Raw genomic sequence first — 24,379 nt, 5'->3', positions numbered from 1 at the left:
CCCGGTCAGAAGAGCCGAGGGGTGACCACGGAGACCACCGTGGTCACCTGGTCGGTGTCGTTGTACATGTTGTGCGGCACGCTGGAGCGCAGGTGCACGCTGTCGCCCGGCCGCAGCCGGTGCTCGACTCCGTCCACCTCGTAGAGCAGCTCGCCGGTCACCACGTAGGCGAACTCCTCGCCGGCGTGCGCGTACGCCTCCTCGCGGCGCCCGCCCGGCGCGATGTGCACCACCATCGGCTCCAGCACGAGGTTGGGCCCGCGGTCGGAGAGCATGCGGTAGGTCACCTGGCCCGACACGTACTCCGTCGCGCCGCTCTCCGCGCGGGTCAGCGTGAAGTGGCTGGGCAGCGACGCCGCCGCGCCGTCGGAGGTGGCCGTCTCGCCCTCCTCGAAGAACTCGGCGACCGGCCGGTCGAGGGCGGCGGCCACGCTGTTGAGCGCGGTCAGCCCGATCGACGAGACGCCTCGCTCCACCTGGGACAGGAACCCGATCGAGAGGCCGGCGCGGGCGGCCAGGCCGCGCAGTGTCAGGCCCCGCTCGGTGCGGAACTGCCGCATCCGCGCGCCGACCTGATCCTGGCGGGTCTCGGCCTGCTGGCCGCGGCGTTCCGAGGTGCGCACGGTTCCTCCCGGTGTCCGCGCGGGGAGGGGACGAGGCCCGCGCGAGTCTGTTCGATCCTATCGAACTTGACCGTCCAGGGATACCGCCAGATTCGGACATAGGACACCAAAACCGGCGGACTTTGCGAACGTTAAGTGGTGCCCCCGCACGGCCGCTGATTCTGCTGGTACTGCCGCCGCCGACCGTCGATCGTCCATTTCGGTCGGGCGCCCGGAGGGCGATGCTGGCAGTGGAGGTGATCTTGCGTGGCAGCGGCACCAGTGGCCGTCCAGGAGGACGACCAGACCATCCAGTTCGCGGAGAGCGCGCCGTACGACGAGTACGTCCACGCGAGCACTCTGCACACACTCCAGAAGACGATCAGCGACGAGTCCGGGGAGATGTCCTTCCTGGTCGTCAGCCAGATCATGGAGCTGTACTTCGGCCTGATCCGCTTCGAGCTCCGCGAGGCGCAGCGGCTGGTCCGCGAAGACGACGTGTGGGGTGCCCTGGAGCCGCTGCGCCGAGCGGGGCTGCACCTGGAAGGGCTCAACGCCTCCTGGCGCACGCTCCGCTGGATGTCACCGGCCGACTTCAACCGCTTCCGCGGCCAACTCGGCGAGGCGTCCGGCTTCCAGTCGGCGATGTACCGGCACATGGAGTTCGCGCTCGGCCTCAAGAGCGAGCCGCTGATCCGTCCGTTCCGCCGGCAGACCGCCGTGTACGCCGAGCTGACCCGGGACATCCGCGAGCCGAGCCTGTGGGACGAGGTGATCGCCCTGCTCGCTCGGGAGGGCCACGACATCCCCGCCGACGTGCTCGACCGGGACCGCGTACGCGACCACGACCCGCACCCCGCGGTCGAGGCGGCCTGGGTGCGCGTCTACGAGCGGCCCACGCCCGGCAACCGGCTCTGGCTGCTCGGCGAGGCGCTGACCGAGGTGGCCGAGCAGTTCGGCGACTGGCGGTACCTGCACCTCAAGGCCGTGCTCCGCGCGCTCGGCGACAAGCCCGGCACCGCCGGCTCCTCCGGGGCCAACTGGCTGCGCCGCAGCATGGCGCGGCCGGTCTTCCCGGAGCTGTGGTCGGCCCGGACCCACATGTGAATGCGAGGCAGGGATGACCGCGACCGAGGAGGAGGCCCGCCGCCGCGACGCGGGCGACCCGGGTCACCGGGACCTCTTCCACATCCCGCCGGCCACCGGCGGCGACTTCGCCGAGACCGCCTACTTCGCCGGCAACTCGCTCGGCCTCCAGCCGAAGGCGACCGTGCCGGAGCTGCTGGCCGACCTCGACGACTGGGCGCGGCTCGGTGTCGAGGGGCACCTGGAGGCGGGCCGCCCGTGGCTGCCGTACCACGAGCTGCTGACCGCCACGGCGGCGCGGCTGGTCGGCGCGCTCCCCACCGAGGCGGTCGTGATGAACTCGCTGACCGTCAACCTGCACCTGCTGATGGTCTCGTTCTACCGCCCGGCCGGCGGGCGCACGCAGATCCTGATCGAAGACACAGCTTTTCCCTCCGACAGCTACGCGGTCCGAAGCCAGGCCCGATTCCACGGCCTCGATCCGGACACCACAGTGGTACGGCTGGCGGGCGGCGAGGACGTCCTCGCGTACCTGCGGGAGCGGGGCGAGCGAGTGGCGCTGGTGCTGCTCGGCGGCGTCAACTACCTCACCGGCGAGCTGATGGACATCCCGGCGATCACGCGCGCGGGGCACGACGCCGGCGCGGTGGTCGGCTGGGACCTGGCGCACGCCGCCGGCAACGTATCGCTGCGCCTGCACGACTGGGACGTCGACTTCGCCGCCTGGTGCTCGTACAAGTACCTCAACAGCGGGCCGGGCGCGCTCGCCGGTGCCTTCGTGCACGAGCGGCACCTGGCCGACCCGGCGCTGCCCCGCTTCGAGGGCTGGTGGAGCACCGATCCGGCGACCCGCTTCGAGATGACCCCGGTCGCCCGGCCGCCGGCCACCGCGGACGCCTGGCAGATCTCCAATCCGCCGATCTTCTCGATGGGGCCGGTGCGTACCTCGCTGGAGATCTTCGACCGGATCGGCATGGACGCGCTGCGCGCCCGCAGCCTGCGCCTGACCGGATACCTGCGCGGCCTGCTCGACGAGGTGGTGCCTGGCCGCCCGCTGGTCGTGGTCACCCCGCGCGAGCCGGAGCGGCACGGCTGCCAGCTCTCGGTGCGGATCGGCGACGGCCGGGCCGGCGACGTGACCCGCCGGCTGCGGCACGAGCACGGCGTGATCGCCGACGCCCGCGAGCCGGACGTCGTGCGGTTCGCGCCGGTGCCGCTCTATTCCACGTACCACGACTGCTGGCGCGCGGCCCGGGCGCTGGCCGCGACGGTCAAGGAGGTGTGACGTGCCGGTGTCGGATGTGGACGTCACGGGGTCCGATGTGGAGGTGGCGGTCGTCGGCGCCGGGCTCTGCGGCTGCCTGCTGGCGTGCTTCCTGGCCCGGCGCGGATACCAGGTCACCGTGTACGAGCGGCGGCCGGACCCGCGCCAGGGCCAGCCCGAGCGCGGCCGGTCGATCAACCTGGCGCTCTCCGAGCGCGGGCTCGACGCGCTGCGCCGGATCGGCCTCGCCGAGCAGGTGATGGCCGACGCGCTGCCGATGCGCGGCCGCATGATCCATCCCGTCGAGGGCGAGCGGGACTTCCAGCCGTACAGTGTGGACGGCCAGCGGGCGATCAACTCGATCAGCCGGGGCGCGCTCAACAACGCGCTGCTCGACGCGGCCGAGCGGGCGCCCGGCGTGCGGGTCGTCTTCGGCCACCGACTGGTCGGTCTGGAGCCGGCGACCGGCGAGATGACGTTCGAGACCGCCGAGGGCGAGGCGCGGGCCACCGCGGGCGTGGTGCTCGGCGCCGACGGGGCCGGCTCGGCCGTACGCGGCCAACTGCTCGCCCACGACGCGCTCACCGAGTCGCTGGACTTCCTCGACTACGGCTACAAGGAGCTGAGCATCCCGCCGGCCGGTGGCGACTTCGCGCTCGACCCGGGCGCGCTGCACATCTGGCCGCGCGGCACCTCGATGATGATCGCGCTGCCCAACCCGGACCGCTCGTTCACCTGCACGCTCTTCTGGCCCAACGGCGGGACCGGCAGCTTCGCGTCGCTGAGCAGCCCGGCGGCGGTCGAGCGGCACTTCGCGGCCCACTACCCGGACCTGGTGCCGCTCGCGCCCCACCTTGTCGACGACTATCAGCACAACCCGGTCGGGCTGCTCGGCACCGTGCGCTGCGACCCGTGGCACGCGCACGGCCGGGTCGGGCTGATCGGCGACGCGGCGCACGCCATCGTCCCGTTCTACGGCCAGGGCGCCAACTGCGCGATGGAGGACGTGGTCGAGCTGGACCGCTGCCTCGACGACACCAATCCGGCGGTAGCGAGTGAGCATCGCAGGGTCGGCCACGACCCGAGGAGCGGAGCGAGCGTGAAGCCGCTGGCGGGCACAGACGACTGGTCCCGGGCGCTGCCGCTCTTCCACGAGCGGCGGCGCGACGACACCGCGGCGATCGCCGAGATGGCGCTGGCCAACTTCGTGGAGATGCGCGACAAGGTGGCCTCGCCGCTGTTCCGGCTCGGCAAGCGGGTCGAGCACGCCCTGGAACGCGCGCTGCCCGGTCGCTACGTCTCCCGGTACGAGCTGGTCTCCTTCTCCACCACGCCGTACGCCGAGGTGCGCCGCCGGGTCCGGTGGCAGCACCGGGCCGTCGGTGCCGCCGCGCTGGTGGCCGGCGCCGGCATGGCGGCCGTGGGGCTGGGTTCGCTGCGGAGGTGGACGGCATGACGCTCTGGGACCCCCGGCTGGCCGCCACCGGCCGCCCGGCCGGCGAGCCAGGGCTGCTGCGCAACTTCGTCGGCGGCCGCTTCGAGCCGTCCGGGCGGACCTTCGCCAAGCTCTCCCCGGTCACCGGCGAGCAGGTCTTCGAGGTGGCCGAGGCCGACCGGTCCACCGTGGACGCCGCGGTCGCCGCCGCCCGCACCGCGCTGCGCGGGCCGTGGGGGCGGATGGGCGAGCGGGAGCGGGCGGAGGTGCTGCGCCGGATCGCCGCCGAGCTGGACCGGCGCTTCGACGACCTGGTCACCGCCGAGGTGGCCGACACCGGCAAGCCGATGAGCCAGGCCCGTACGCTCGACGTGCCGCGTGGCGCGGCCAACTTCCGCGCCTTCGCCGACATCGTCTCGGCGGCGCCGACCGAGTCGTTCACCACCGTCACGCCCACCGGCGGTCGGGCGCTCAACTACGCGGTGCGCAAGCCGGTCGGTGTCGTCGCGGTCATCGTGCCGTGGAACCTGCCGCTGCTGCTGCTCACCTGGCAGGTCGCCCCCGCACTGGCGTGCGGCAACGCGGTCGTGGTCAAGCCCTCCGAGGAGACCCCGGCCTCCGCGACGGTGCTGGCCGAGGTGATGGCCGCGGCCGGCGTGCCCGAGGGCGTCTTCAACCTGGTACACGGCTTCGGCCCGGACTCCGCCGGCGAGTTCCTGACCCGCCATCCCGGCGTCGACGCGATCACCTTCACCGGCGAGTCGGCCACCGGGAGCGCCATCATGCGGGCCGCCGCCGACGGGGTGAAGGCGGTCTCGTTCGAGCTGGGCGGGAAGAACGCCGGGCTGGTCTTCGCCGACGCCGACCTGGACGCGGCCGTGGCCGGCTCGGTCCGTTCCAGCTTCACCAACGGCGGCCAGGTCTGCCTCTGCACCGAGCGGCTGTTCGTGCAGCGGCCGGTCTTCGACGAGTTCGTCGCCCGGCTCGGCAAGCGGGCCGAGGCGCTCTCCTTCGGCTGGCCCTCCGATGTGGAGACCGGCACGATGCCGCTCATCTCCCGCCAGCACCGGGAGAAGGTGCTCGGCCACTACGACCTGGCCCGCGCCGAGGGCGCCACGGTGGTGGCCGGCGGCGGCGTGCCCGCCCTCGGCGACGAGCGGGACGGCGGCGCGTACGTCCAGCCGACCGTCCTCACCGGACTGTCCAACAGCGACCGCACCAACCGCGAGGAGATCTTCGGGCCGGTGTGCCACGTGGCCCCGTTCGACACCGAGGAGGAGGCGTTCGCGCTGGCCAACGAGAGCGACTACGGACTGGCGGCCACCGTGTGGACCCGCGACGTCGGGCGGGCCCACCGCGCCGGCACCGGCCTGGACGCCGGCATCGTGTGGGTCAACACCTGGTTCCTGCGTGACCTGCGCACGCCCTTCGGCGGGGTGAAGGCGTCCGGCGTGGGGCGCGAGGGGGGCGTGCACTCGCTCGCCTTCTACTCCGAGCTGACCAACGTCTGCGTGGACCTGTCATGACGGCACCGCATGCCGCCCCCGCCGCCGCCGAGGTCCTCACCCGGGCGTACGAGACCGGCGTCCCCTGCCCGCCGCTGCGTGGGGAGCTGATCCCGGTCGGCGACGTCGATGCCGCGTACGCGGTGCAGCGCGAGCAGGTCGACGCCTGGCTCGCCGCCGGCCGCCGCCAGGTGGGCGCGAAGATCGGCCTGACCGCGCGGGCGGTGCAGGAGGCGTTCGGCGTATTCCAGCCCGACTTCGGCGTGCTCATGGCCGACGCGGCGGTGCCCGACGGCGCGGAGATCGCGCTCGGCCGGCTGCTCCAGCCGCGTGTGGAGGCGGAGGTGGCCTTCGTGCTCGGCGCCGACCTGACCGAGCCCCAGGTGACCACCGTGGACGTGATCCGGGCGACCGACCACCTGCTGCCCGCCATCGAGGTCGTCGACTCGCGGGTCGCCGGCTGGGACATCTCCATCGTGGACACCGTCGCTGACAACGCCTCCAGCGGGCTGTTCGTGCTCGGTACGCGCCCGGTCCGCCTCTCCGGCGTGGACCTGCGGCTCTGCGGCGCGGTGCTGGAGCACGCCGGCGAGCCGGTGTCGGTGGGCGCCGGCGCCGCCTGCCTCGGCAACCCGCTGCACGCGGTGGCGTGGCTGGCGAGCACGCTGGCCACGGCCGGGCAGCCGCTGCGCGCCGGCGACCTCGTACTCTCCGGCGCGCTCGGGCCGATGGTGCCGGTGACGCCCGGCGCCGCGTACGAGGCGCGGATCTCCGGGCTGGGCTCGGTCCGCGCCTGCTTCGACAGAGGAGAAGGGTGATGACGACCGGCGTCGCCGTGATCGGGTCGGGCAACATCGGCACCGACCTGATGATCAAAGTGTTGCGGCTCTCCACCTCGCTGCGGATGGTCGCGATGGCCGGCATCGACCCGGCCTCGGACGGGCTGGCCCGGGCCCGGCGGCTCGGCGTCGCCACCACGTCCGGGGGCATCGACGGGCTGGTCGCGATGCCCGAGTTCGCCGACGTGGGGATCGTGCTCGACGCCACCTCGGCCGGCGCGCACCACCGCCACGCCGCCGTGCTGCGCGAGCGGGGGCGGCTGGTCGTCGACCTGACCCCGGCCGCGGTCGGCCCGTACGTGGTGCCGCCGGTCAACCTCGACCAGCACCTGGACGCGCCGAACGTCAACATGGTCACCTGCGGCGGACAGGCCACCGTGCCGATCGTCGCCGCGGTGGCCGCGGTGACCCCGGTCGCGTACGCGGAGATCGTCGCCGCCATCGCCTCCCGTTCCGCCGGCCCCGGCACGCGCGCCAACATCGACGAGTTCACGGTGACGACCGCGCGGGCGCTGGAGGTGGTCGGCGGCGCCGCCCGGGGCAAGGCGATCATCGTGCTCAACCCGGCCGATCCACCGATGCTGATGCGCGACACCGTGTACTGCCTCTGCCCGGACACCGGCGCCGACCGGGAGCGGCTCGCCGCCTCGGTGCGCGACATGGTCGATTCCGTCCAGCGGTACGTGCCCGGCTACCGCCTCAAGCAGGACGTGCAGTTCGCCGCCCTGGACGACGGCCTGCTGGTGACGGTCTTCCTGGAGGTCTCCGGCGCCGGCCACTACCTGCCCGCGTACGCCGGCAACCTGGACATCATGACCTCGGCGGCGCTGCGTACCGCCGAGCGCATGGCCGCCCTGCGCGCGGAGGTGGTCGCGTGAAGCTCTACGTCCAGGACGTCACGCTGCGGGACGGCATGCACGCCTCCCGGCACCGGTTCACGGTGGGGCAGGTACGCGAGATCGCGGCCGCGCTCGACGCGGCCGGCGTGGCGGCGATCGAGGTGGCGCACGGCGACGGCCTCGCCGGTTCGAGCATCAACTACGGCCGGGGCGCGCACACCGACGCCGAGTGGATCGCCGCCGCCGCGGAGGTGGTCCAGCGGGCCACGCTGACGACCCTGCTGCTGCCCGGCATCGGCACGATCGACGACCTGCGCGCCGCCCGCGACCTCGGGGTCACCAGCGTGCGGATCGCCACGCACTGCACCGAGGCCGACATCGCCGCGCAGCACATCGGCTGGGCCCGCGACAACGGCATGGACGTCTCCGGCTTCCTGATGATGGCGCACATGAACGACCCGGCCGGGCTCGCCGCGCAGGCCAAGCTGATGGAGTCGTACGGCGCCCACTGCGTGTACGTCACCGACTCCGGCGGCCGGCTGCTGATGCGCGACGTGGCCGAGCGGGTCGACGCGTACCGGCAGGTGCTGGAGCCCGGCACGCAGGTCGGCATCCACGCCCACCACAACCTCTCGTTCGGCGTGGCCAACTCGGTGGTCGCCGTCGAGCACGGGGCGACCCGCGTGGACGCCTCCCTGGCCGGGCACGGGGCCGGCGCCGGCAACGCGCCGCTGGAGGTCTTCGCCGCTACCGCCGACCTGATGGGCTGGCCGCACGGCTGCGACGTCTTCGCGCTGATGGACGCCGCCGACGACCTGGTCCGCCCGCTCCAGGACCGGCCGGTGCGGGTCGACCGGGAGACGCTCTCGCTCGGCTACGCCGGCGTGTACTCCAGCTTCCTGCGGCACGCCGAGTCGGCCGCCGACCGGTACGGCGTCGACGTGCGCACGATCCTGGTCGAGCTGGGCCGCCGCCGCATGGTCGGTGGCCAGGAGGACATGATCGTCGACGTCGCGCTGGACCTGGTGAAGGAGGCCGCCAAGTGAGCGACCTGGCTGAGCGGCTGGACGTGGCGGCCCGCACCGCCACCGCGATACCGCAGATCGTCTCCGCGGCCGGCGTGGACGCGGACGGCGCGTACACGGTGCAGCGGGACCTGGTCGCCCGGCGCCTGGCCCGCGGCGAGCGGCTGGTCGGCATCAAGCTGGGCCTCACCAGCCGGGCGAAGATGGCGCAGGTCGGGGTCGACGAGGTGATCTGGGGGCGGCTCACCGACGGCATGCGGGTCGCCGACGGCGGCACCGTCGACACCGGCGGCCTCATCCATCCGCGGATCGAGCCGGAGGTGGCCTTCCTGATCGACGCGGAGGGGAACGCCTCCGCGGTCGCGCCGGCCCTGGAGGTGATCGACTCGCGGTACGACGACTTCAAGTTCTCGCTCGCCGACGTCATCGCCGACAACTCGTCCGCGGCCGCGTACGCGATCGGGGCGTGGCGGCCGCTCCCCGACGGCCTCGACAACCTCGGTGTGCTGCTGGAGGTGGACGGCCGGGTCGCGCAGGTCGGCTCCACCGCGGCCATCCTCGGCGACCCGCGGCGGGCGATCGAGGCGGCGGCGCGGCTCGCCGGTCGCGCCGAGGCGGGCTGGGTCCTGCTGGCCGGCGCGGCGACCGCCGCCGTACCGCTGGCGCCCGGCGCTTCCGTGCGCGCCGTCGTCGAAGGGCTGGGCACGGTGGGGGTGCGGGCATCATGATCGTCGACGGCATGGCCCGGCCCCGTGGCCGCTTCCCGCACGTGAAGGTGGCGGGCGGCTTCGCCTTCGTCTCCGGCACCTCCAGCCGCCGCCCGGACAACACCATCGCCGGCGCCGCCGTGGACGAGCTGGGCACGACCACATTGGACATCCGCGTGCAGACCCGCGAGGTCATCGAGAACCTGCGGGAGATCCTCCGCTCGGTCGGCGCCGACCTCTCCGACCTGACCCAGGTGACCACGTACCTGGTCAGCATGAACGACTTCGGCGGGTACAACGAGGTGTACGCCGGGTACTTCGACGAGACCGGCCCGGCCCGCACCACCGTCGCGGTGCACCAGCTGCCGCACCCCCACCTGCTGATCGAGATGCAAGCCGTCGCTCTTCTACCGTAGGGAGTTGCCATGTCCGAGGTCGCGCGCCCGGTGAGCTTCCCGAGCTGGCTCGCCGAAAACCAGCACCTGCTCAAGCCGCCGGTGGGCAACAAGCAGATGTTTCCGACCGGGTCCGACTTCATCGTGATGGTGGTCGGCGGGCCCAACCAGCGCACCGACTTCCACGTCGACCCGTACGAGGAGTTCTTCTACCAGATCAAGGGCAACATGCACCTGAACGTCATGACGCCCGACGGTCCGGACACCATCCACATCAAGGAGGGCGACATGTGGGTGCTGCCCGGCAACATGCCGCACTCGCCGCAGCGCCCCGAGGAGGGGTCGATCGGGCTGGTGGTCGAGCGGGTCCGCGCCGAGGGGACGCTGGAGAAGTTCCAGTGGTACTGCGTCGAGTGCGGCAACCTGCTGCACGAGGTGGAGCTCCAGGTGCGCGACATCGTGGTCGACCTGCCACCGGTCTTCCAGGCGTTCTACACCGACGAGCAGGCGCGTAGCTGTGGCAGGTGCGGCGCCCTGCACCCGGGTCGCGGGTGAGCACGCCCGTCTACGACGTGCACACGCACGTCGTGCCGAAGGGCTGGCCGGATCTGGCCGAGGCGTGCGGCGGCACCGGCTGGCCCTGGCTGCGCGTCGACTCCGAGCGCGCGGCGATGCTGATGGTCGGCGAGCGGGAGTGGCGCCCCATCCAGTCCTCCTGCTGGGACGCGCCGACCCGGCTGTCCGACATGGACGCCGACGGAATCGACGTGCAGGTGGTCTCGCCCACGCCGATCTTCTTCTCGTACGACCGCCCGGCCGACCAAGCGGTGAAGGTCGCCCGCATCTTCAACGACCTCGTGCTGGAGTGCGCGGCGGCCGGCGGCGAGCGGCTGGTGCCGTTCTGCCAGGTGCCGCTCCAGGACCCGGAGGCGGCCTGCGCCGAGCTGGACCGCTGCCTGGCCGCCGGGCACGCCGGCGTCGAGATCGGCAACCACGTCGGCGACCGCGACCTGGACGACCACGGCGTGGTGGAGTTCCTGCGGCACTGCGCCGAGGTGGGCGCCCCGGTCTTCGTCCACCCCTGGGACATGCCGGACGGCCCCCGGCTCGACCGCTGGATGGCGCGCTGGCTCACCGGCATGCCCGCCGAGACCCACCTGTCGCTGCTGGCGATGATCCTCGGCGGCGCCTTCGACCAGGTCCCCGACACGCTGCGGATCTGCTTCGCGCACGGCGGCGGCAGCTTCCCGTACTGGCTCGGCCGCGCCGACAACGCCTGGCACCGCCGCGGCGACCTGGTCCGCGGCCGTTCCACGCGTCCGCCGAGCCACTACATCGGACGGTTCTACGTGGACAGCGTGGTGTTCGACCCGGCTCCGCTGCGCCTGCTGGTGTCCACGGTGGGGGAGGACCGGGTCGTGGTCGGCAGCGACTACCCGTACCCGCTCGGCGAGCGCCCGGCCGGCCAGGTGGTACGCGAGGCCGACTTCCTCACCGACGACCAGCGGACCAAGCTGCTCTCCGCCAACGCCGCCCGCTTCCTCGGCCGCTGACCCCCCACGAGTACCGGCCTGGTGCCTACACGCCCGCGCAGGTGGCGCCGTTCGCCGTGCAGACGGTGGGCGTGGGGACCGGGCCGGTGCGGTCGAAGTGGAACCTCAGCGGGGCCGCCTTGCCGGGCCCGAGGGGCGCCGCGCCGGTGAAGGTGAAGCGGCTCCCGTCCCGGCGCAGCGCCGGCTGCTGGGCGCCGTCGACCCAGAAGGTCCGCAGCCCGCCGACGCCGGAGGGAAACCGCAGCTCGACGCTCCAGTTACGAGGGCTCCCCGCGGCGTTCGTGACGCGTACCTCGCCGATGAACGAGTCCTTGAAAGACTCTACGACCCGGTACCGTCCGGCGATCTCCCGCGGCGGCGCGGGCGGGGGAGCGGCCGTCGTCCGGCGCGGTGGGGCCGGCGGCGAGGTGGCGGGCGGCAGCGAGATGGGCGCCGGCGCGGGGTCCACGGAGGCTTCCGGCGTGACCACCTCGGCCTCGGTCGTCGCGGGCGCGGCCGGCCCGGCCAGGAACGGGGGCGAGACCGGCGGTGGCGGCGCGCCGCGCGTGACCGGATCCGCCGGCCGGAGGCTGACGATCGCGAAGCCCAGCAGCCCGACCAGGATGGTCACGCCGACCGCCGTGGGGACCCACGGCAGCATCTCGACCGTGCCCGGCCGGAGCACTCGGGGAGTTCCGCTTCCGATCCGCATAATCACCCCCAACGTCGCTGACCGGTGGTACGGGGGGAACGGCCGATCAGATCAAACGGCTCAGCCCGGCTCGTCGGCCAGGCCCCGCACGAGCGGCTCCAGTTCGGCCCGGCGTACCCGCTGGCGGAACAGCGCGGCGACCCGCCCCCGCCGGTCCATCAGCACGGTCGCCGGGATGGTGTTCGGCGGCACCTGGTCGAAGCGGAGCGCGGCCCGCCCGGCCGGGTCGAACAGGCTCGGATACGTCATCCGCCCTCGCTGGAGCGCGACCGCCTGGTCCACGTCGTCGCGCACGTTGACGCCGAGGAACGCGACCCGCCGGTGCCGGGTCGCGGCGTGCACCGCCTCGAGGTCCTCGGTCTCGGCGCGGCACGGCGCGCACCAGGAGGCCCAGAAGTTCACCACCGCCACCTGGCCGGCCAGCGCGCTCAGGTCGAAGGCCGCCCCGTCCAGCAGCTCGCCGGTGAGCGAGGGGCCCGGCGGCCGGCGGTCCGGTGGATACGACACCAGGTCGTACGGACCGGTGGCCGGCTCGGGGGGCGGTGCCGGCTCCTCGTCCAGCTTGCCGGTGCCGTACACCACCAGGCCCGTCCACGCCGCCACGCCCACGCTGGTCAGCACCGCACGCCGCCGCACCCCGCCGCGCTCCGCCATCCGTCCTCCTCGATGCCAAGTACTACGGCGCGTAGTATAGCGGTCGGTCCGGGCGGTGCGTGGCGTGTACCGGCTACCACTGGAGGGTCTGGACCTCCGTGTCCTCCAGGATGCCCTCATGCGCGTGCTCCAGGCGTCGGAGTGGCAGACCTTCTGGATGCTGCTGGTCCGCCGGGTCATCGAGCGAAAGGTGGTCCCGCACCACGACGAGTGGCGGGCCGCCGGCATCGTCCCGCGCGACCTGTTCCGCACGCTCGGCGAGGTCGGCGTGATGGGCTTCGCGATCCCGGAGGAGTACGGGGGCGGCGGGCAGGCCGACTACCAGAACACCAAGTTCGAGCTGGCCGCGATGGCGGCCCGAGCTGGAGGCGGGGCAGGCGCTGCTCGACCGGGCCGTGCGCGCCCACCTCGACGGCGAGCTGACCGGGGTGGACGCGGCCAGGACCAAGCTCTTCTGCACCGAGATGCAGGGCCGGATCGTCGACCGCTGCCGGCAACTGCACGGCGGCTACGGTTACGTCACCGAGTACCCGATCGCCCGCATGTACGCCGAGGCCCGGGTCACTCGGATCTACGGCGGCACCAGCGAGGTGCTCAAGACGATCATCGGAAAGGCGTTGGGCTTGTGACGATATACGCGCTCGGTGAGCACCGTCCCCGGATCGACCCGTCCGCGTACATCCATCCGGACGCGGTGGTGATCGGGCAGGTCGTCATCGGCCCCGACTCCTCGGTCTGGCCGGGCGCGGTGCTGCGCGGCGACTCGAACGGGATCGTCGTCGGTGCCGCCACGAACATCCAGGACGGGGCGGTCGTCCACGCCAACCACCGGCACGCCACGCGCATCGGCGACCGGTGCGTGATCGGGCACCTGGCGCACCTGGAGGGCTGCACGATCGAGGACGGGACGCTCATCGGCTCGCAGGCGACCGTGCTGCCCGGCGCGGTCGTCGGCGGCGGGGCGCTGGTCGGCGCCTGCGCGCTGGTCCCCGGCAGCCTCACCGTCCCGCCCCGCACCACCGCGCTGGGCGTACCGGCGACGGTGCGGGACAAGGCGCCGGACGCCGACCACCTCCGGATCAACGCCGAGCAGTACGTGCTGATGGCCCGCCGCTACCGCACGGAGCTGAAGCGGCTCGCCTGACCCTCCGGTCAGGAACTCCGCCGCCACACGCACGGCCTCCACGACAGGATGGTGCACCTTGAACCCACAGCAGAAGCCGGGGTCCGTGACCCGTAGCCGCTCCGGCCCGATCCTGCCCGGCGTCGCGCCGAGCAACGTGTACCCCACCGCCGACAGCGACTTCGTGCTCGTCGCGGCCAACCAGGACCCGGCCTCACCGAGCCCCGCCGAGGGCTCAGCCGGCGGCGTCGAGGTCGGCGGCGAGGCCGGCCGGCGCCCGCATCCGCCAGGCGTCGGTGACCAGCTCGGCGAGGCGTCCGGCGCCGACCCGCTCCAGCCGGAGCATGACCAGGGGCAGCCCGTCGTACATCGGCGTGGTGAAGAACAGGTCGGGCTCGCCGAGCAGCAGCGCCTGCTTCTCGGCCTCGTCGCCGACGTAGAGCACGGCGATGTCGGTGCGGATCACGCGCGGCCGACCGGGCAGCCGCTCGGGGTAGGACCAGACGAAGCCCTTGTCGCCGACCCGGAAGTCGAAGCCGTCGCTGTCGATCTCCACCACGTGGGGGAGGGCGAGCGCCAGGCGGCGTACGTCGTCGGCGTCAGCCATGTGCCACAGGTTAGCCGCCGCCCCAGCGCGTGACCCGCCCCGGTACCCTGGCCGGACGCCGCCCTCCGCCCGCGACCCGATCGGAGATGTCGTGACCGCTCCGGCAGCGCCGAAGTCACTCGCCCTGGCGTACCTGCTGTGCGTCTTCACCGGCGTCTTCGGAGGGCACTACTTCTACCTCGGCGTGAACAGACGGGCGGTCCTCTACCTGCTGACCTTCGGCTGCCTGACGTTCGGCGTGCTGATCGACCTCTTCACACTCCCGTCCGAGGTGCGCCGGACCAACCGGGAGATCATGGCGGGGCGGCTCACCGACTGAGGGCGACGCTTCGTCCGTTTCGCCGCTCTCGCGCTGGTTTCGGTGCGATCGTGTGCGTCATGAAGGTCGGGTCGCTGCCGCTCCTGCGCCCGATGCTGGCGACCCTCGGCGAGCTGCCGACCGGTCCCGGCTGGTCGTACGAGTTCAAGTGGGACGGCGTCCGCGCGATCGTCTACGTCGAGGCGGGCGACGTGCGCGTGCTCTCCCGCAACGACAAGGAGATCGCCGCCAGCTACCCCGAGCTGCGCGGCCTGCCCGACCGCCTGCCGGCCGGCCCAGTTGTACTCGACGGGGAGATCGTCGCCCTGGACAGCGCCGGGGCGCCGAGCTTCAGCCGCCTCCAGCAGCGGATGCACGTCCGTGAGCCGGGCACCGCGCTGCTCGGTCGCGTTCCCGTCCACCTGTACGTCTTCGACGTGCTGCACCTGGGCCGGCGGTCGACGGTTGGGCAGCCGTACCGGGAGCGGCGCGCCCAGCTCGACGAGCTGGGGCTGAGCGGCGGCCTGGTGGACACGCCGCCGTACTGGGCCGACGGGCGGGGCGCCGACCTCATGGCCGTGGCCGCCGAGCGGGGCCTGGAGGGCGTAGTCGCCAAGCGGCTGGACTCGCCGTACCAGCCCGGCGTCCGCTCCCGCCTCTGGATCAAGACCCCGCACAACGCCACCACCGAGGTCGTCATCTGCGGCTCGAAGCCGGGCGCCGGCCGCCGCGCGGGCACCATCGGCGCGCTGCTGCTCGGCGCGTACGACCCCGCGGGGCGGCTGGTCTACATCGGCAAGGTGGGCACCGGCTTCACCAACCGGATGCTGGACGACCTCGGCGCGCGGCTGGCCCCGCTGCGCCGCACCGGCCCGCCCTTCGACGGGCCGGTGCCCCGGCCGGACGCCCGCGACGCCTCCTGGGTCGAGCCGAGGCTGGTCGGCGAGGTCGAGTACCGCACGGTCAGCCCCGAGGGCCGCCTGCGCCACCCCTCCTGGCGCGGCCTTCGACCGGACCGCGACACGGGCGAGGTGAAGGCTCCCGTGGCCGGGTGAGCGCCGGCGCCATCGAGGTGCGCGGCCGGCCTGCGGGCGCCCCCGGCCCGCGCCGTCAAGGGCTGGCGCAGGTGGTGCCGGTCGGGGCGAGGGCACTGTTGCCGGAGGCCACGAAGCCGAACGTCGTGGTGCCGTTGGCGACCAGCGTCCCGTTGTACGCCGCGTTGCGGACACTGACCGCGCCGCCGGTGCCGGTCTTGTCGGCGACCTTCCAGCCGCGCGGCACGCCGGCCCGCACGCGCCGGTCGCCGGTGGTGTTCCGCTCCAGCAGGTCGCGGAGGAAGGCGCGCCGCTCCGGCGGCAGCGCGTCGCCGAGCACCACCTTCCGGTAGTTGGTGCCGAACGCCCGGGGCGACGTGGTGTCGCGCGGGTCGCCCGGCTTCGCCTCCGCGAGCGCCGGCTCGGTGCGGTCCATCCGGGTCACCGTGTCGCCGAGCTCCCGCGCGTACGCGGTGAACCGGCCCGGCCCGCCGATCTCGCGGAGCAGCAGGTTGCCCGCGGTGCCGTCGCTGTACCGGACCGCGGCGTCGCAGAGCGCCCGCAGGGTCATGCCGGTATCCACGTGCTGGCGCGTGATCTGGGAGCTGCGCATCAGGTCACGTTCGCCGTAGCGGACCACGGTGTCCAGGCGTGACGCGGGGTCGCGGCTCAGCACCGCGGCCGCCGCGAGCGCCTTGAACGTCGAACAGAACGCGAACCGCTCGTCCGCCCGGTGGAGCGCCGCCACGCTCAGGAGGGCGCGCCTGCTGGTGGTCGGTCGCGTCATGCGTCTCCCTCTCCCGGGGGCGGTCGCTGGCCGGCCTCCCGGCCGCCGCTGTTGCCCGGCCGTCGTACGGCCTGGATGCGGTCCAAGCCTGCCAGCCCAGGTCGCACGGCTTGACAAGTGGCGCGATCGACATCAGGATGGGAGCGCTCCCATTCGCTGTCTTCGATGCGTTAGGAAACCGATGAGACGTTCTGCCGCACTACTCCTGGCCGGCGCGGTGGCCGCCGGCCTCGCCGTGGCGGTGCTGCCGCAGACCTTCGCCTCCGCCGCGGCCGGCTGCCGGGTCGACTACACGATCACGAGCCAGTGGCCCGGCGGCTTCCAGGGTGACGTGCGGATCACCAACCTGGGCGACCCGATCAGCGGCTGGTCCCTGGCCTTCGACTTCGCCAACACCGGCCAGCGGATCACCCAGGGCTGGAACGCCACCTGGAACCAGTCCGGCAGCCGCGTCACCGCCGCCAGCCAGAGCTGGAACGGCTCGCTCGGCACGAACGCCGCCACCGGCATCGGCTTCACCGGCTCCTGGTCGGGCGCCAACCCCGTACCGGCGAGCTTCACGCTCAACGGGACCACCTGCACCGGCTCGGTCGCGCCGACGACCGGTACCCCGACGGGGAACCCCACCACCAGCCCGCCCACGAGCAATCCGCCCACCTCGCCGCCGCCTCCGACCGGCACGACCCCGGTCGCGATCAACGGCCAGCTGCGGGTCTGCGGCGTCAACCTGTGCAACCAGTACAACCGGCCGATCCAGCTGCGGGGCATGAGCACGCACGGCATCCAGTGGTTCGGCAGCTGCTACAACAACGCCTCGCTCGACGCGCTGGCCAACGACTGGAAGGCTGACCTCTTCCGCATCTCGATGTACGTGCAGGAGCAGGGGTACGAGACCAACCCGACCGCCTTCACCAACCAGGTCAACAACCTGGTGGACATGGCGACCGCCCGCGGCCTGTACGCGCTGATCGACTTCCACATCCTCACGCCGGGCGACCCGCACTTCAACCTCGATCGCGCCAAGACCTTCTTCGCCGCCGTCTCGGCCCGCCACGCCGACAAGAAGAACGTCATCTACGAGATCGCGAACGAGCCGAACGGGGTGAGCTGGGCCTCCATCAAGAGCTACGCCGAGCAGGTCATCCCGGTGATCCGCGCGAACGACCCGGACGGCATCGTGATCGTCGGTACGCGCGCCTGGTCGTCGCTGGGCGTCTCCGAGGGCGGCAACGAGACCGAGGTCGTCAACAACCCGGTCAACGCCAGCAACGTCATGTACGCGTTCCACTTCTACGCCGCCTCGCACCGCGACAACTACCGGGCGGCGGTGAGCCGGGCGGCGAGCCGGATCCCGCTCTTCGTCACCGAGTTCGGCACGGTCGACTACACCGGCAGCGGGCCGTTCGACCAGGCGAGCAGCGCGACCTGGCTCGACCTGCTCGACTCCCTGAAGATCAGCTACGCGAACTGGACCTTCTCCGACCACGAGGAGAGCAGCGCGGCACTGCTGCCCGGCACGTGCGCGCGCGGCAACTACACCGGCACCGGCGTGCTGAAGCCGTCCGGTCAGTTCATCCGCGGTCGCATCATGACCGCCGACAACTTCCCGACCAGCTGAGGACTCGCCCGCGCGCGGCGCCTGGCCGTGCGTGGGCGACCCGGACGGGCGCCCGCCCGTCGCGGCTGAGGCTCGTCCGCGCGCGGTTCACTCCGCGCGCGGACGATCGGGCGGGCGCCCGTCTGCGGTAGCCGGGGGACCTGGGGCAATGCCGCCCAGCTTAAGTTGATCATGAGGCCGGGCGCATCCTGGACCCCCATGTGAGCAGGGAAAATCCATGCGCGCCCGAGGGAGCCGGCCGTTCCAGGCACTCCGCGCGGTCCCGGGGAATGCGCACGTCACAGCCGAGTGGCGTTGGCTCCAGATCGCTCCCGCGGCCGCCCCTCGCGATCGGCGCTGCGGCGTGCGTGGCCGGGGTGCGACCGGCGGCGCGTGACAGCAATATCGGGGACTTTGCTGCCTCGTCCGCAGCGGGAGGCGACAAAGACGGGGAAATTGTCGGGATCTTGGTAGGTGTGCGGCCGGCGGTCAGGGCAGAGCTGGTGGACGCGAGGGGTGAGGCTGTGGGAAGAGCGGGGGCTATGTCCCCGGGAGCGCCCCGGGCGACCGGGGCGGCCGGCGGGCCACGACGGCGACGGTCGCCGCGCAGAGGAGGGCGGCCGCGATCCCGGCTCCGCCGCCGCGTGTGATCGCCAGGAACACCGCGACGCGCAGGTCGGCGTCGGCCAGCGGGCGCAGCGCGGCGAGCAGGCCGACCACGGCGGTGGCCGAGAGGATCAGGGCCCAGCTCGCGACCGCCACGGCTCGGCGCACCGGGCGCCGGCCGCGCGAAGCGGCGGTGGGCGGGTTGGCGCGCCACCAGCGGGCCAGCCAGAGCGCGAGCGCGGCCGCGCCGACGACGCCGCTGGCGTACTGCGCCCAGCGATAGCCGGGCAGACCGGCGTGCGACTGCGCGAGCCAGCCGATGTGCGCCGGACCCCACCGCCCCTGGTGCGTGAAGGAGTCCCACACGACATGTGTGGCGGCGCCGACCGCCAGCGAGACGAGCAGCCGCAGCGGCCAGACCGCGCGGCGGGCCAGCCCGGACGGCCGGGGAGCCGGCGGGCGGAGGCGGTCGCGCACCGCCCTCGGGCCGATGGCGATGGCGAACGGGGCGAGCAGCGCGTGCCACACCGCGAACACCACGAGGCCGAGCAGCACGTCGACGCTGACCGCGGCGGCGAGCGTGTGCGTGGTCGCGCCGCGTACCGGCGTGGGGAGGTAGTAGGGCAGGTCGGGCACCAGGCTGCCGATCACCAGGGCGGACGGCAACAGGCCGGACCGCGTCAGGGGGAGCACGGCGGCGGGGTGGCTACCGGTGAACGGCACGCGACCATCCTGCCGGACCGCTGGCCGGTTTCCACCAACCTGCACCCGGCCCGGCGCGGGCGGGTTCAGCCGGCGTGGACATCGGCGAGTTCGGCGTCCACGTCCGCCCGCGTGATGTCGCCGGCGGTCAGGTGGCGGGCGTTGGCGCGGGCCGCCGCGGCGGCGAGGCGCAGGCCGGCGAGCACGCCGGAGCCGGCGAGCCGGGCCGCGGCGAGGCCGGCGAGGAACGCGTCCCCGCTGCCGACCGGGAGGGCGCCGGGCAGCGGCGGATGGGTGACCGCGACGCGCTGGCCGTCGGGGCCGAGGTAGCGGGCGCCGTCCGACCCGGCGGTGACCACGACGGCGCGGGCGCCGAGCGCCTGGAGGGCAGCCGCGGCGGCCCAGTCACCGGCGGTGGTGCCGGTCGCGTCGGCCGCCTCGTGCTCGTTCACCTTGACCAGGTCGGGGCGGGCGGCAAGCGCGGCGACCAGCGCCGGGCCGTCCGCGTCGACCAGCACCGGCAGGCCGCGGGCGGCGGCGTGGTCGACCAGCTCGGCGAGCGCGGTGGCGGGCAGCCCTGGCGGTACGCGCCCGGAGAGGGCCACCACCGCGCCGGCGCCGAGCCCGTCGATCTCCCGCGCCACGGCCGCGCGGATGGCCGGCCAGCGCTCGGCGGGCACCGGGCGGACCGGCTCGTACACCTGGGTCAGGACGCCGCTGCCCTCGTCGAGCAGGCACTGGCACTGGCGGGTCTCCACGCCACTGTCCACCCAGGACACGTCGAGCCCGGCGGCGTGCGCGCGCAGGGCGTCGCCGGTGGGGCCGCCGACGAGCGCGACCGCGCGGGCCGGTACGCCGAGCCCGGTGGCGGCGCGGGCCACGTTGAGCCCCTTGCCGCCGGCCCGGGACAGCACCTCGCGCGGCCGGTTGATGCCCCCGACCCGCAGGGCGGGCAGCCAGGCGTACCGGTCGAGCGAGGGCGCCAGGCTGACGCAGAGCAGCGTCATCGGGGCGCGGGCAGGGTCAGGCTGGGCCGGACGCTCATCGGCCCGGGTACCTGGATCGCCTGCGCGGCCACCGCGGCGCCGGCGCGGGCGGCGGCCCGGGGGTCGGCACCGGCCAGCGAGGCGGCGATGAAGCCGGCGGCGAACGAGTCGCCGGCGCCGTCGGTGTCGACCGCCTCGACCTCGACGGCCGGGACGGTGGCGGTGCCGGTGCCGTCCCGCACCAGCGTGCCGCCCGGCCCGTGCGTGGTGCAGATCGTGGCGCCGGCCGCGAGCAGGGCGTCGACGTCCGCGCCGAGCGCCTCCAGCTCGCCCTCGCTGGGCAGCAGCACGTGGGCGAGGGGGAGTACGCCGAGCAGCGCCCGAGCGGCCTGCGGGGACATCGACTCGGCGCGCACGTTGGGGTCCACGGAGACGCGCGCGCCGGCGCGGCGGGCCCGGTCGAGCGCGGCGAGGGCGGTCCGCGCCAGCGGCGGCCCGAAGAGGAGCGCCGAGCCGGACAGGTGCAGCCAGGTGGCCCGCTCGGGCAGGTCGCCCAGGTCGGCCTCGGTGACCCGGGTCGCGGCCGTACCGGCGACGGCGAACTCGAACTCGCGGTGGCCCTCGCCCCGGTACGTGATGTGGGCGGTGGCGGTCGGCGCCTCCGCGACCTCGACCAGGTGGCCGAGGTCGACGCCGCCGGCACCGAGCCCGTCCCGCATCACCTGCCCGTGCGGGTCGCGGCCGACGCCGCCGACGAAGGACGTGGGCACGCCGAGCCGGGCGGCGACGTACGCGGTGATCGCCGGTGCGCCGCTGGGCCACGGCCCGGCGTACGGCGGGTCCGGCACCGACCCGCCCGGGCCGAGGTCGCGCTGGTACACGACGATCGCCTCGCCCACGATCAGCAACATCCGGTGCCCCTCTCAGCTCCTGGCGAGGGCACGCTCGGCCGACACGCCGTCGTGGGTGACGGCGCGCAGGCCGGCGAGCACCTCGGCCGGGTCTTCGGCGCGGAAGACCCGCCGGCCGAACATGACGCCCGCGGCGCCGGCGGCGATCGAGTCGGCCGCGAGCCGGAGCGTGCTGGCCGGGTCGTCACCGCCCGGGCCGCCGGCCACCAGGATCGGGGCGAAGCAGGTCTGCGCGACCGGGCTGAACGCCTCCACCGAGCCGTTCCAGACGACCTTAACCAGATCGGCGCCGATGTCCGCGGAGATCCTGCAGTACAGGCTGAGCACTTCGGTGCTGAGGGCGGCGCCGCCCTCGTGCTCCAGCGCCGAGCGGGGCTCGATGATCACCGCGACGCCGACCCGGGCGGCGTCCCGCACGATCCGCGCGTTGCGCTCGATCTCGGCCCGCTCCAGCGCGGTGTCGCGCTGTCCGATGTAGAGGTACGTCATGACCGCGTCTACGCCCGCGGCGGCCACCTCCTCCAGCGAGGCGAGCTGGGCCAGCACGCCCTCGCCGCGGCCGTCCGCGCCGGGCGTGTAGAGCTTGCGGCCGTGGTTCTTCCAGTCGAGGTGGAGGACCAGCGCGGGGCGGCCACGGCCGACGAAGAAGTCTTCGACCAGCGGCAGCATCCCCGGGCTGACCATCACCCCGTCCGCGGCGCCGAGCTGGCCGAACACCGCGCCGATCTCCGCGCGCGTGGCCAGCCCCGCCGGCGGCCCGCTCATCACGCCGTGCGAGGCCGCCACCACGACCGCCTTGCCGGTACGCGGGTCGAGCAGCCGGCCGAGCCGGATCTTCTTACCGGTACGGGAGTCCATGTCCTGCCTTCCGGGAAGCGCGGCGGTCAGGCCGCCGGGCAGTCGAAGCTGTAGAGGTACTTCTGCACCTCAGGGGTCTGCAGGTTGTCCTTCGTCGCGACCAGCGCGCCGGTGGAGATCTGCTTGGTCACCGGCTCGCCGGTGAGCGCGTTGACCGCCTGCTCGGCCGCGGCCACGCCCTCGTCGTACGGCTTGAGCACCACCTGCGCGGCGACCGTGCCGTCCTCGATCTGCTGGACGCCGGGCGGGTTGGCGTTGAAGCCGACGATCGTCACGCGGCTGGTCGCGTTGGCCGACTTGAGCGCGGCGACGGCGCCCTCGGTGTTGAAGGCGGCGGTGGAGAAGATGCCGGTCAGGTCGGAGTTCGCGGCGAGCGTCGCGGAGACGATCGACGAGGCGGTCTGCACGCTGTTGTTGGAGAACTGCTGCCCGAGGTACTTGAGGCCGGAGGCGGCCTCGATCCCCTCGGCGAAGCCCTTCTCCCGGTCGTCGGTGGTGGTGACGCCGGCGGAGAGGTTGACGGTGAGCACCGAGCCGGTCCTGCCGCCCAGCAGCTCGACGAGCTTCTCGGCGGCGACCTTGCCGGCCTCGACGTTGTCGGAGGTGACCTCCGACTCGGCCAGCGACGGGTCCTCCAGCGTCGTGTCCACGAGCACCACCTTGATGCCCTGGCTGGTGGCCTGGCGCAGCGGCGCGTAGAGGGCCTTGCTGTCGGTCGGCGCGATGATGATGACGTCCGGCTTCTTGGCGATGACCGCCTGCAGGATCGGGATCTGGTCGGTCGGGCTGAACGACTTCGGCGCCTGCACGTCCACGGTGGAGCCGGAGCGGGCGGCGACCGCCTGGATGCCGCAGGCGACCGAGCCGTAGTACGCGTCGTTGGCGACGCCGGGGATGAACGCGATCTCGAAGCTGTCGCCGGCGGCACCGCTGCCGCCGCTGTCGCCGTCGTCACCGCAGGCGGTCGTGGTCAGGGCAAGCAGCGCCGCCGCCGCGGCGGCCCCGAACGCGTGGCGTTTGCCTATGTGGCGCATCGTGAGGTCCTCTCGGTCGTGCTTTTCATGGGGTCTGCGCGGCCCGCTCTCGCTCGATGCCCGGGAGCTGGCGCGGTCGGTGGAGCGCGGCGTCAGCGGGCGGTTCTGGCCCGCCTTCGCAGTTGGTCGAGGTAGACGGCGGCGACGAGCACGACGCCGACGGCGAAGTCGCGCCAGAAGGAGTTGAGGCCGACGATCACCAGGCCGTTGGCGAGCACGGCGGGGATCATCGTGCCGACGAGCGTGCCGAACATCGTGCCGATGCCGCCGAAGAGGCTGGTGCCGCCGATGACGACCGCGGCGATCACCGCGAGGTTGTCGGTGGCGTGGCCGCTGAGCGTGGTGGAGCCGAACTGGGCGTAGCTCATGATGCCGGCGAGCCCGGCCAGCAGCCCGGCCAGCGTGTAGACGCTGATCAGATGCCGGTTCACGCCGATGCCGGCGCGGCGGGCGGCCTCGGCGTTGGAGCCGATGGCGTACGTGCGGCGCCCGTACCGGGTAAGGGCCAGCACCAGCCCGCCGACCAGCGCGACCGCGAGGGCCACGATGACCAGCCATGGCAGGCCCGCGACCCGCCCGACGCCGAGGGTGTCGACGAGCTCGTTGGGGATGTCCTTGAGGTCGTTGCCGTTGGTGATGACCTGGGCCAGGCCCTGCGCCGCGCCGAACGAGCCGAGTGTGGCGATCAGCGGCGGTACGCGCAGCTTCGTCACGACCAAGCCGTTGACCAGGCCCCAGGCGGCGCCGGAGGCGAGGCTCACGGCGATGCCGACCAGGCTGGCGGCCCAGCCCTGCCCGCCCATCGCCTTCATCACCTCGCCGGCCATGACCCCGGAGAAGACGAGTACCGAGCCGACGGAGAGGTCGACGCCGCCGGTGATCAGTACGAACGTCGCGCCGACCGCCATCACGATCAGCAGCGAGGCGCCGATCAGCACGTTGGTGAGGTTGGCCGTGGTGAAGAAGGCGTCGAAGTCGAGGATCGCGAAGAGCGCGACGATCACGACCAGGATCGCCGTGATGTCGGTGGCGGAGCCGAGGAGGGCACGGCGGCGGCGCACCTTGGGTGCCGTCCCGGTGTCCGCCGCCGCGCCGTTCTTGGTGAGCAGGCTCATTGGTGCACCCTTGTTTCGCTCGATCCGGTCATGGGTTGGGCGCACCGGTGACCGCCGGGCCATCGCCCCGCTCGCTCGCCCTTTGAGGTCCAGCATGAGTTCTGCGAGGCCCGGCGGCCCGGGACA

General features: G+C 73.4%; 26 protein-coding genes and 3 pseudogenes. 18 read left to right on the top strand and 11 right to left on the bottom strand.

What is annotated here, in order from left to right; translation table 11 throughout:
* Positions 1 to 5: 5 nt before the first annotated feature.
* Positions 6 to 623 (bottom strand): helix-turn-helix domain-containing protein, encoded by a 618-nt coding sequence (locus tag ACFFIA_RS13625; RefSeq protein WP_377250595.1) that lies wholly within the window; start codon positions 621 to 623, stop codon positions 6 to 8.
* A gap of 246 nt (positions 624 to 869) precedes the next feature.
* On the opposite strand from ACFFIA_RS13625, the gene ACFFIA_RS13620 reads away from it, so the two are divergent.
* The 12 genes and pseudogenes from ACFFIA_RS13620 to ACFFIA_RS13565 all read left to right on the top strand — a co-directional run bounded on the left by ACFFIA_RS13620 (position 870) and on the right by ACFFIA_RS13565 (position 11,250).
* Positions 870 to 1,709 carry a tryptophan 2,3-dioxygenase gene (locus ACFFIA_RS13620; protein WP_377250592.1) on the top strand — a complete coding sequence of 280 codons (840 nt, stop codon included), beginning with the start codon at positions 870 to 872 and terminating at the stop codon, positions 1,707 to 1,709.
* A gap of 13 nt (positions 1,710 to 1,722) precedes the next feature.
* Positions 1,723 to 2,973, top strand: coding sequence for a kynureninase (gene kynU / locus ACFFIA_RS13615; RefSeq protein WP_377250589.1), 1,251 nt, complete (start codon positions 1,723 to 1,725; stop codon positions 2,971 to 2,973).
* Between the two features lie 16 nt (positions 2,974 to 2,989).
* Positions 2,990 to 3,989, top strand: a pseudogene (locus ACFFIA_RS13610) (FAD-dependent oxidoreductase); the annotation flags it as partial.
* A gap of 80 nt (positions 3,990 to 4,069) precedes the next feature.
* Positions 4,070 to 4,408: pseudogene (locus ACFFIA_RS13605) on the top strand (FAD-dependent oxidoreductase); the annotation flags it as partial.
* Positions 4,405 to 5,913: a 2-hydroxymuconic semialdehyde dehydrogenase gene (locus tag ACFFIA_RS13600; RefSeq protein WP_377250587.1), complete on the top strand. Its 1,509-nt coding sequence runs from the start codon at positions 4,405 to 4,407 to the stop codon at positions 5,911 to 5,913. The pseudogene ACFFIA_RS13605 and the gene ACFFIA_RS13600, both read left to right, overlap by 4 nt.
* Positions 5,910 to 6,710, top strand: coding sequence for a 2-keto-4-pentenoate hydratase (locus ACFFIA_RS13595; protein ID WP_377250585.1), 801 nt, complete (start codon positions 5,910 to 5,912; stop codon positions 6,708 to 6,710). Before ACFFIA_RS13600 ends, ACFFIA_RS13595 begins: the two co-directional genes overlap by 4 nt.
* Complete coding sequence (locus ACFFIA_RS13590; RefSeq protein ID WP_377250583.1) at positions 6,710 to 7,609, top strand: acetaldehyde dehydrogenase (acetylating); 900 nt, start codon at positions 6,710 to 6,712, stop codon at positions 7,607 to 7,609. The genes ACFFIA_RS13595 and ACFFIA_RS13590 overlap by 1 nt, the downstream gene beginning before the upstream one ends.
* Positions 7,606 to 8,616, top strand: a complete 1,011-nt coding sequence (gene dmpG, locus ACFFIA_RS13585) for a 4-hydroxy-2-oxovalerate aldolase (protein WP_377250581.1) — start codon at positions 7,606 to 7,608, stop codon at positions 8,614 to 8,616. Before ACFFIA_RS13590 ends, dmpG begins: the two co-directional genes overlap by 4 nt.
* Positions 8,613 to 9,323, top strand: coding sequence for a 2-keto-4-pentenoate hydratase (locus ACFFIA_RS13580; protein ID WP_377250579.1), 711 nt, complete (start codon positions 8,613 to 8,615; stop codon positions 9,321 to 9,323). The genes dmpG and ACFFIA_RS13580 overlap by 4 nt, the downstream gene beginning before the upstream one ends.
* Positions 9,320 to 9,718 (top strand): RidA family protein, encoded by a 399-nt coding sequence (locus ACFFIA_RS13575; RefSeq protein ID WP_377250577.1) that lies wholly within the window; start codon positions 9,320 to 9,322, stop codon positions 9,716 to 9,718. The genes ACFFIA_RS13580 and ACFFIA_RS13575 overlap by 4 nt, the downstream gene beginning before the upstream one ends.
* Before the next feature lie 9 nt (positions 9,719 to 9,727).
* Positions 9,728 to 10,252 carry a 3-hydroxyanthranilate 3,4-dioxygenase gene (locus ACFFIA_RS13570; RefSeq protein WP_377250575.1) on the top strand — a complete coding sequence of 175 codons (525 nt, stop codon included), beginning with the start codon at positions 9,728 to 9,730 and terminating at the stop codon, positions 10,250 to 10,252.
* A complete protein-coding gene (locus ACFFIA_RS13565) occupies positions 10,249 to 11,250 on the top strand; it encodes an amidohydrolase family protein (protein WP_377250573.1) in 1,002 nt (333 codons plus the stop codon). Before ACFFIA_RS13570 ends, ACFFIA_RS13565 begins: the two co-directional genes overlap by 4 nt.
* A gap of 25 nt (positions 11,251 to 11,275) precedes the next feature.
* Here ACFFIA_RS13565 and ACFFIA_RS13560 read toward each other — a convergent pair whose 3' ends face one another.
* Together ACFFIA_RS13560 and ACFFIA_RS13555 are read right to left on the bottom strand one after the other, a co-directional pair.
* Positions 11,276 to 11,941, bottom strand: coding sequence for a cellulose binding domain-containing protein (locus ACFFIA_RS13560; protein WP_377250571.1), 666 nt, complete (start codon positions 11,939 to 11,941; stop codon positions 11,276 to 11,278).
* A gap of 60 nt (positions 11,942 to 12,001) precedes the next feature.
* Positions 12,002 to 12,595 carry a TlpA family protein disulfide reductase gene (locus tag ACFFIA_RS13555; protein WP_377250569.1) on the bottom strand — a complete coding sequence of 198 codons (594 nt, stop codon included), beginning with the start codon at positions 12,593 to 12,595 and terminating at the stop codon, positions 12,002 to 12,004.
* Between the two features lie 118 nt (positions 12,596 to 12,713).
* Between ACFFIA_RS13555 and ACFFIA_RS13550 the strand changes: the two are divergent.
* From ACFFIA_RS13550 to ACFFIA_RS13540, 3 genes and pseudogenes are all read left to right on the top strand, one after another.
* Positions 12,714 to 12,860 (top strand): annotated as a pseudogene (locus tag ACFFIA_RS13550) (acyl-CoA dehydrogenase family protein); the annotation flags it as partial.
* Positions 12,861 to 12,990: 130 nt separating this feature from the next.
* A complete protein-coding gene (locus ACFFIA_RS13545) occupies positions 12,991 to 13,224 on the top strand; it encodes an acyl-CoA dehydrogenase family protein (RefSeq protein WP_377250759.1) in 234 nt (77 codons plus the stop codon).
* Positions 13,221 to 13,739 carry a gamma carbonic anhydrase family protein gene (locus ACFFIA_RS13540; protein ID WP_377250756.1) on the top strand — a complete coding sequence of 173 codons (519 nt, stop codon included), beginning with the start codon at positions 13,221 to 13,223 and terminating at the stop codon, positions 13,737 to 13,739. The genes ACFFIA_RS13545 and ACFFIA_RS13540 overlap by 4 nt, the downstream gene beginning before the upstream one ends.
* A gap of 214 nt (positions 13,740 to 13,953) precedes the next feature.
* Here ACFFIA_RS13540 and ACFFIA_RS13535 read toward each other — a convergent pair whose 3' ends face one another.
* Positions 13,954 to 14,325, bottom strand: coding sequence for an MmcQ/YjbR family DNA-binding protein (locus tag ACFFIA_RS13535; protein WP_377250566.1), 372 nt, complete (start codon positions 14,323 to 14,325; stop codon positions 13,954 to 13,956).
* 91 nt (positions 14,326 to 14,416) lie between these two features.
* Here ACFFIA_RS13535 and ACFFIA_RS13530 point away from each other — a divergent pair, with 91 nt between their 5' ends.
* Positions 14,417 to 14,644 carry a TM2 domain-containing protein gene (locus ACFFIA_RS13530; RefSeq protein WP_377250564.1) on the top strand — a complete coding sequence of 76 codons (228 nt, stop codon included), beginning with the start codon at positions 14,417 to 14,419 and terminating at the stop codon, positions 14,642 to 14,644.
* 59 nt (positions 14,645 to 14,703) lie between these two features.
* Entirely contained in the window at positions 14,704 to 15,678 is a 975-nt protein-coding gene (gene ligD / locus ACFFIA_RS13525; RefSeq protein ID WP_377250562.1) for a non-homologous end-joining DNA ligase, read from the top strand.
* A 55-nt stretch (positions 15,679 to 15,733) separates the two neighbouring features.
* Here ligD and bla read toward each other — a convergent pair whose 3' ends face one another.
* Entirely contained in the window at positions 15,734 to 16,444 is a 711-nt protein-coding gene (gene bla, locus ACFFIA_RS13520; protein ID WP_377250560.1) for a class A beta-lactamase, read from the bottom strand.
* A gap of 181 nt (positions 16,445 to 16,625) precedes the next feature.
* Between bla and ACFFIA_RS13515 the strand changes: the two genes are divergently transcribed.
* A complete protein-coding gene (locus tag ACFFIA_RS13515; protein WP_377250558.1) occupies positions 16,626 to 18,062 on the top strand; it encodes a cellulase family glycosylhydrolase in 1,437 nt (478 codons plus the stop codon).
* Positions 18,063 to 18,581: 519 nt separating this feature from the next.
* Here ACFFIA_RS13515 and ACFFIA_RS13510 read toward each other — a convergent pair.
* The 6 genes from ACFFIA_RS13510 to ACFFIA_RS13485 all read right to left on the bottom strand — a co-directional run bounded on the left by ACFFIA_RS13510 (position 18,582) and on the right by ACFFIA_RS13485 (position 24,253).
* Positions 18,582 to 19,370: a DUF4184 family protein gene (locus ACFFIA_RS13510; RefSeq protein ID WP_377250556.1), complete on the bottom strand. Its 789-nt coding sequence runs from the start codon at positions 19,368 to 19,370 to the stop codon at positions 18,582 to 18,584.
* A gap of 65 nt (positions 19,371 to 19,435) precedes the next feature.
* Positions 19,436 to 20,356: a 1-phosphofructokinase family hexose kinase gene (locus ACFFIA_RS13505; protein ID WP_377250554.1), complete on the bottom strand. Its 921-nt coding sequence runs from the start codon at positions 20,354 to 20,356 to the stop codon at positions 19,436 to 19,438.
* Positions 20,353 to 21,246 (bottom strand): carbohydrate kinase family protein, encoded by an 894-nt coding sequence (locus tag ACFFIA_RS13500; RefSeq protein ID WP_377250552.1) that lies wholly within the window; start codon positions 21,244 to 21,246, stop codon positions 20,353 to 20,355. Before ACFFIA_RS13500 ends, ACFFIA_RS13505 begins: the two co-directional genes overlap by 4 nt.
* A 12-nt stretch (positions 21,247 to 21,258) precedes the next feature.
* Positions 21,259 to 22,104, bottom strand: coding sequence for a class I fructose-bisphosphate aldolase (locus tag ACFFIA_RS13495; RefSeq protein WP_377250550.1), 846 nt, complete (start codon positions 22,102 to 22,104; stop codon positions 21,259 to 21,261).
* A gap of 26 nt (positions 22,105 to 22,130) precedes the next feature.
* Positions 22,131 to 23,138: an ABC transporter substrate-binding protein gene (locus tag ACFFIA_RS13490; RefSeq protein ID WP_377250548.1), complete on the bottom strand. Its 1,008-nt coding sequence runs from the start codon at positions 23,136 to 23,138 to the stop codon at positions 22,131 to 22,133.
* Between the two features lie 92 nt (positions 23,139 to 23,230).
* A complete protein-coding gene (locus ACFFIA_RS13485) occupies positions 23,231 to 24,253 on the bottom strand; it encodes an ABC transporter permease (protein ID WP_377250546.1) in 1,023 nt (340 codons plus the stop codon).
* Between the last annotated feature and the right edge of the window lie 126 nt (positions 24,254 to 24,379).

It is taken from the genome of Phytohabitans kaempferiae (assembly GCF_042433955.1).
Lineage (GTDB): Bacteria > Actinomycetota > Actinomycetes > Mycobacteriales > Micromonosporaceae > Phytohabitans > Phytohabitans kaempferiae.
The sequence above is the reverse complement of the archived record's forward strand: the minus strand, read 5'-3'. Positions and strand labels throughout refer to the sequence as shown.

What these genes read in the sequence shown, in the direction of transcription:
- ACFFIA_RS13500 (WP_377250552.1), bottom strand. Translation starts at nt 21,246, where the DNA reads ATGTTGCTGATCGTGGGCGAGGCGATCGTCGTGTACCAGCGCGACCTC.
- ACFFIA_RS13535 (WP_377250566.1), bottom strand. Translation starts at nt 14,325, where the DNA reads ATGGCTGACGCCGACGACGTACGCCGCCTGGCGCTCGCCCTCCCCCAC.
- ACFFIA_RS13485 (WP_377250546.1), bottom strand. Translation starts at nt 24,253, where the DNA reads ATGAGCCTGCTCACCAAGAACGGCGCGGCGGCGGACACCGGGACGGCA.
- ACFFIA_RS13590 (WP_377250583.1), top strand. Translation starts at nt 6,710, where the DNA reads ATGACGACCGGCGTCGCCGTGATCGGGTCGGGCAACATCGGCACCGAC.
- kynU (WP_377250589.1), top strand. Translation starts at nt 1,723, where the DNA reads ATGACCGCGACCGAGGAGGAGGCCCGCCGCCGCGACGCGGGCGACCCG.
- ACFFIA_RS13505 (WP_377250554.1), bottom strand. Translation starts at nt 20,356, where the DNA reads ATGACGCTGCTCTGCGTCAGCCTGGCGCCCTCGCTCGACCGGTACGCC.
- bla (WP_377250560.1), bottom strand. Translation starts at nt 16,444, where the DNA reads ATGACGCGACCGACCACCAGCAGGCGCGCCCTCCTGAGCGTGGCGGCG.
- ACFFIA_RS13495 (WP_377250550.1), bottom strand. Translation starts at nt 22,104, where the DNA reads ATGGACTCCCGTACCGGTAAGAAGATCCGGCTCGGCCGGCTGCTCGAC.
- ACFFIA_RS13570 (WP_377250575.1), top strand. Translation starts at nt 9,728, where the DNA reads ATGTCCGAGGTCGCGCGCCCGGTGAGCTTCCCGAGCTGGCTCGCCGAA.
- ACFFIA_RS13595 (WP_377250585.1), top strand. Translation starts at nt 5,910, where the DNA reads ATGACGGCACCGCATGCCGCCCCCGCCGCCGCCGAGGTCCTCACCCGG.
- ACFFIA_RS13560 (WP_377250571.1), bottom strand. Translation starts at nt 11,941, where the DNA reads ATGCGGATCGGAAGCGGAACTCCCCGAGTGCTCCGGCCGGGCACGGTC.
- ACFFIA_RS13490 (WP_377250548.1), bottom strand. Translation starts at nt 23,138, where the DNA reads ATGCGCCACATAGGCAAACGCCACGCGTTCGGGGCCGCCGCGGCGGCG.
- ACFFIA_RS13515 (WP_377250558.1), top strand. Translation starts at nt 16,626, where the DNA reads ATGAGACGTTCTGCCGCACTACTCCTGGCCGGCGCGGTGGCCGCCGGC.
- ligD (WP_377250562.1), top strand. Translation starts at nt 14,704, where the DNA reads ATGAAGGTCGGGTCGCTGCCGCTCCTGCGCCCGATGCTGGCGACCCTC.
- ACFFIA_RS13555 (WP_377250569.1), bottom strand. Translation starts at nt 12,595, where the DNA reads ATGGCGGAGCGCGGCGGGGTGCGGCGGCGTGCGGTGCTGACCAGCGTG.
- ACFFIA_RS13600 (WP_377250587.1), top strand. Translation starts at nt 4,405, where the DNA reads ATGACGCTCTGGGACCCCCGGCTGGCCGCCACCGGCCGCCCGGCCGGC.
- ACFFIA_RS13575 (WP_377250577.1), top strand. Translation starts at nt 9,320, where the DNA reads ATGATCGTCGACGGCATGGCCCGGCCCCGTGGCCGCTTCCCGCACGTG.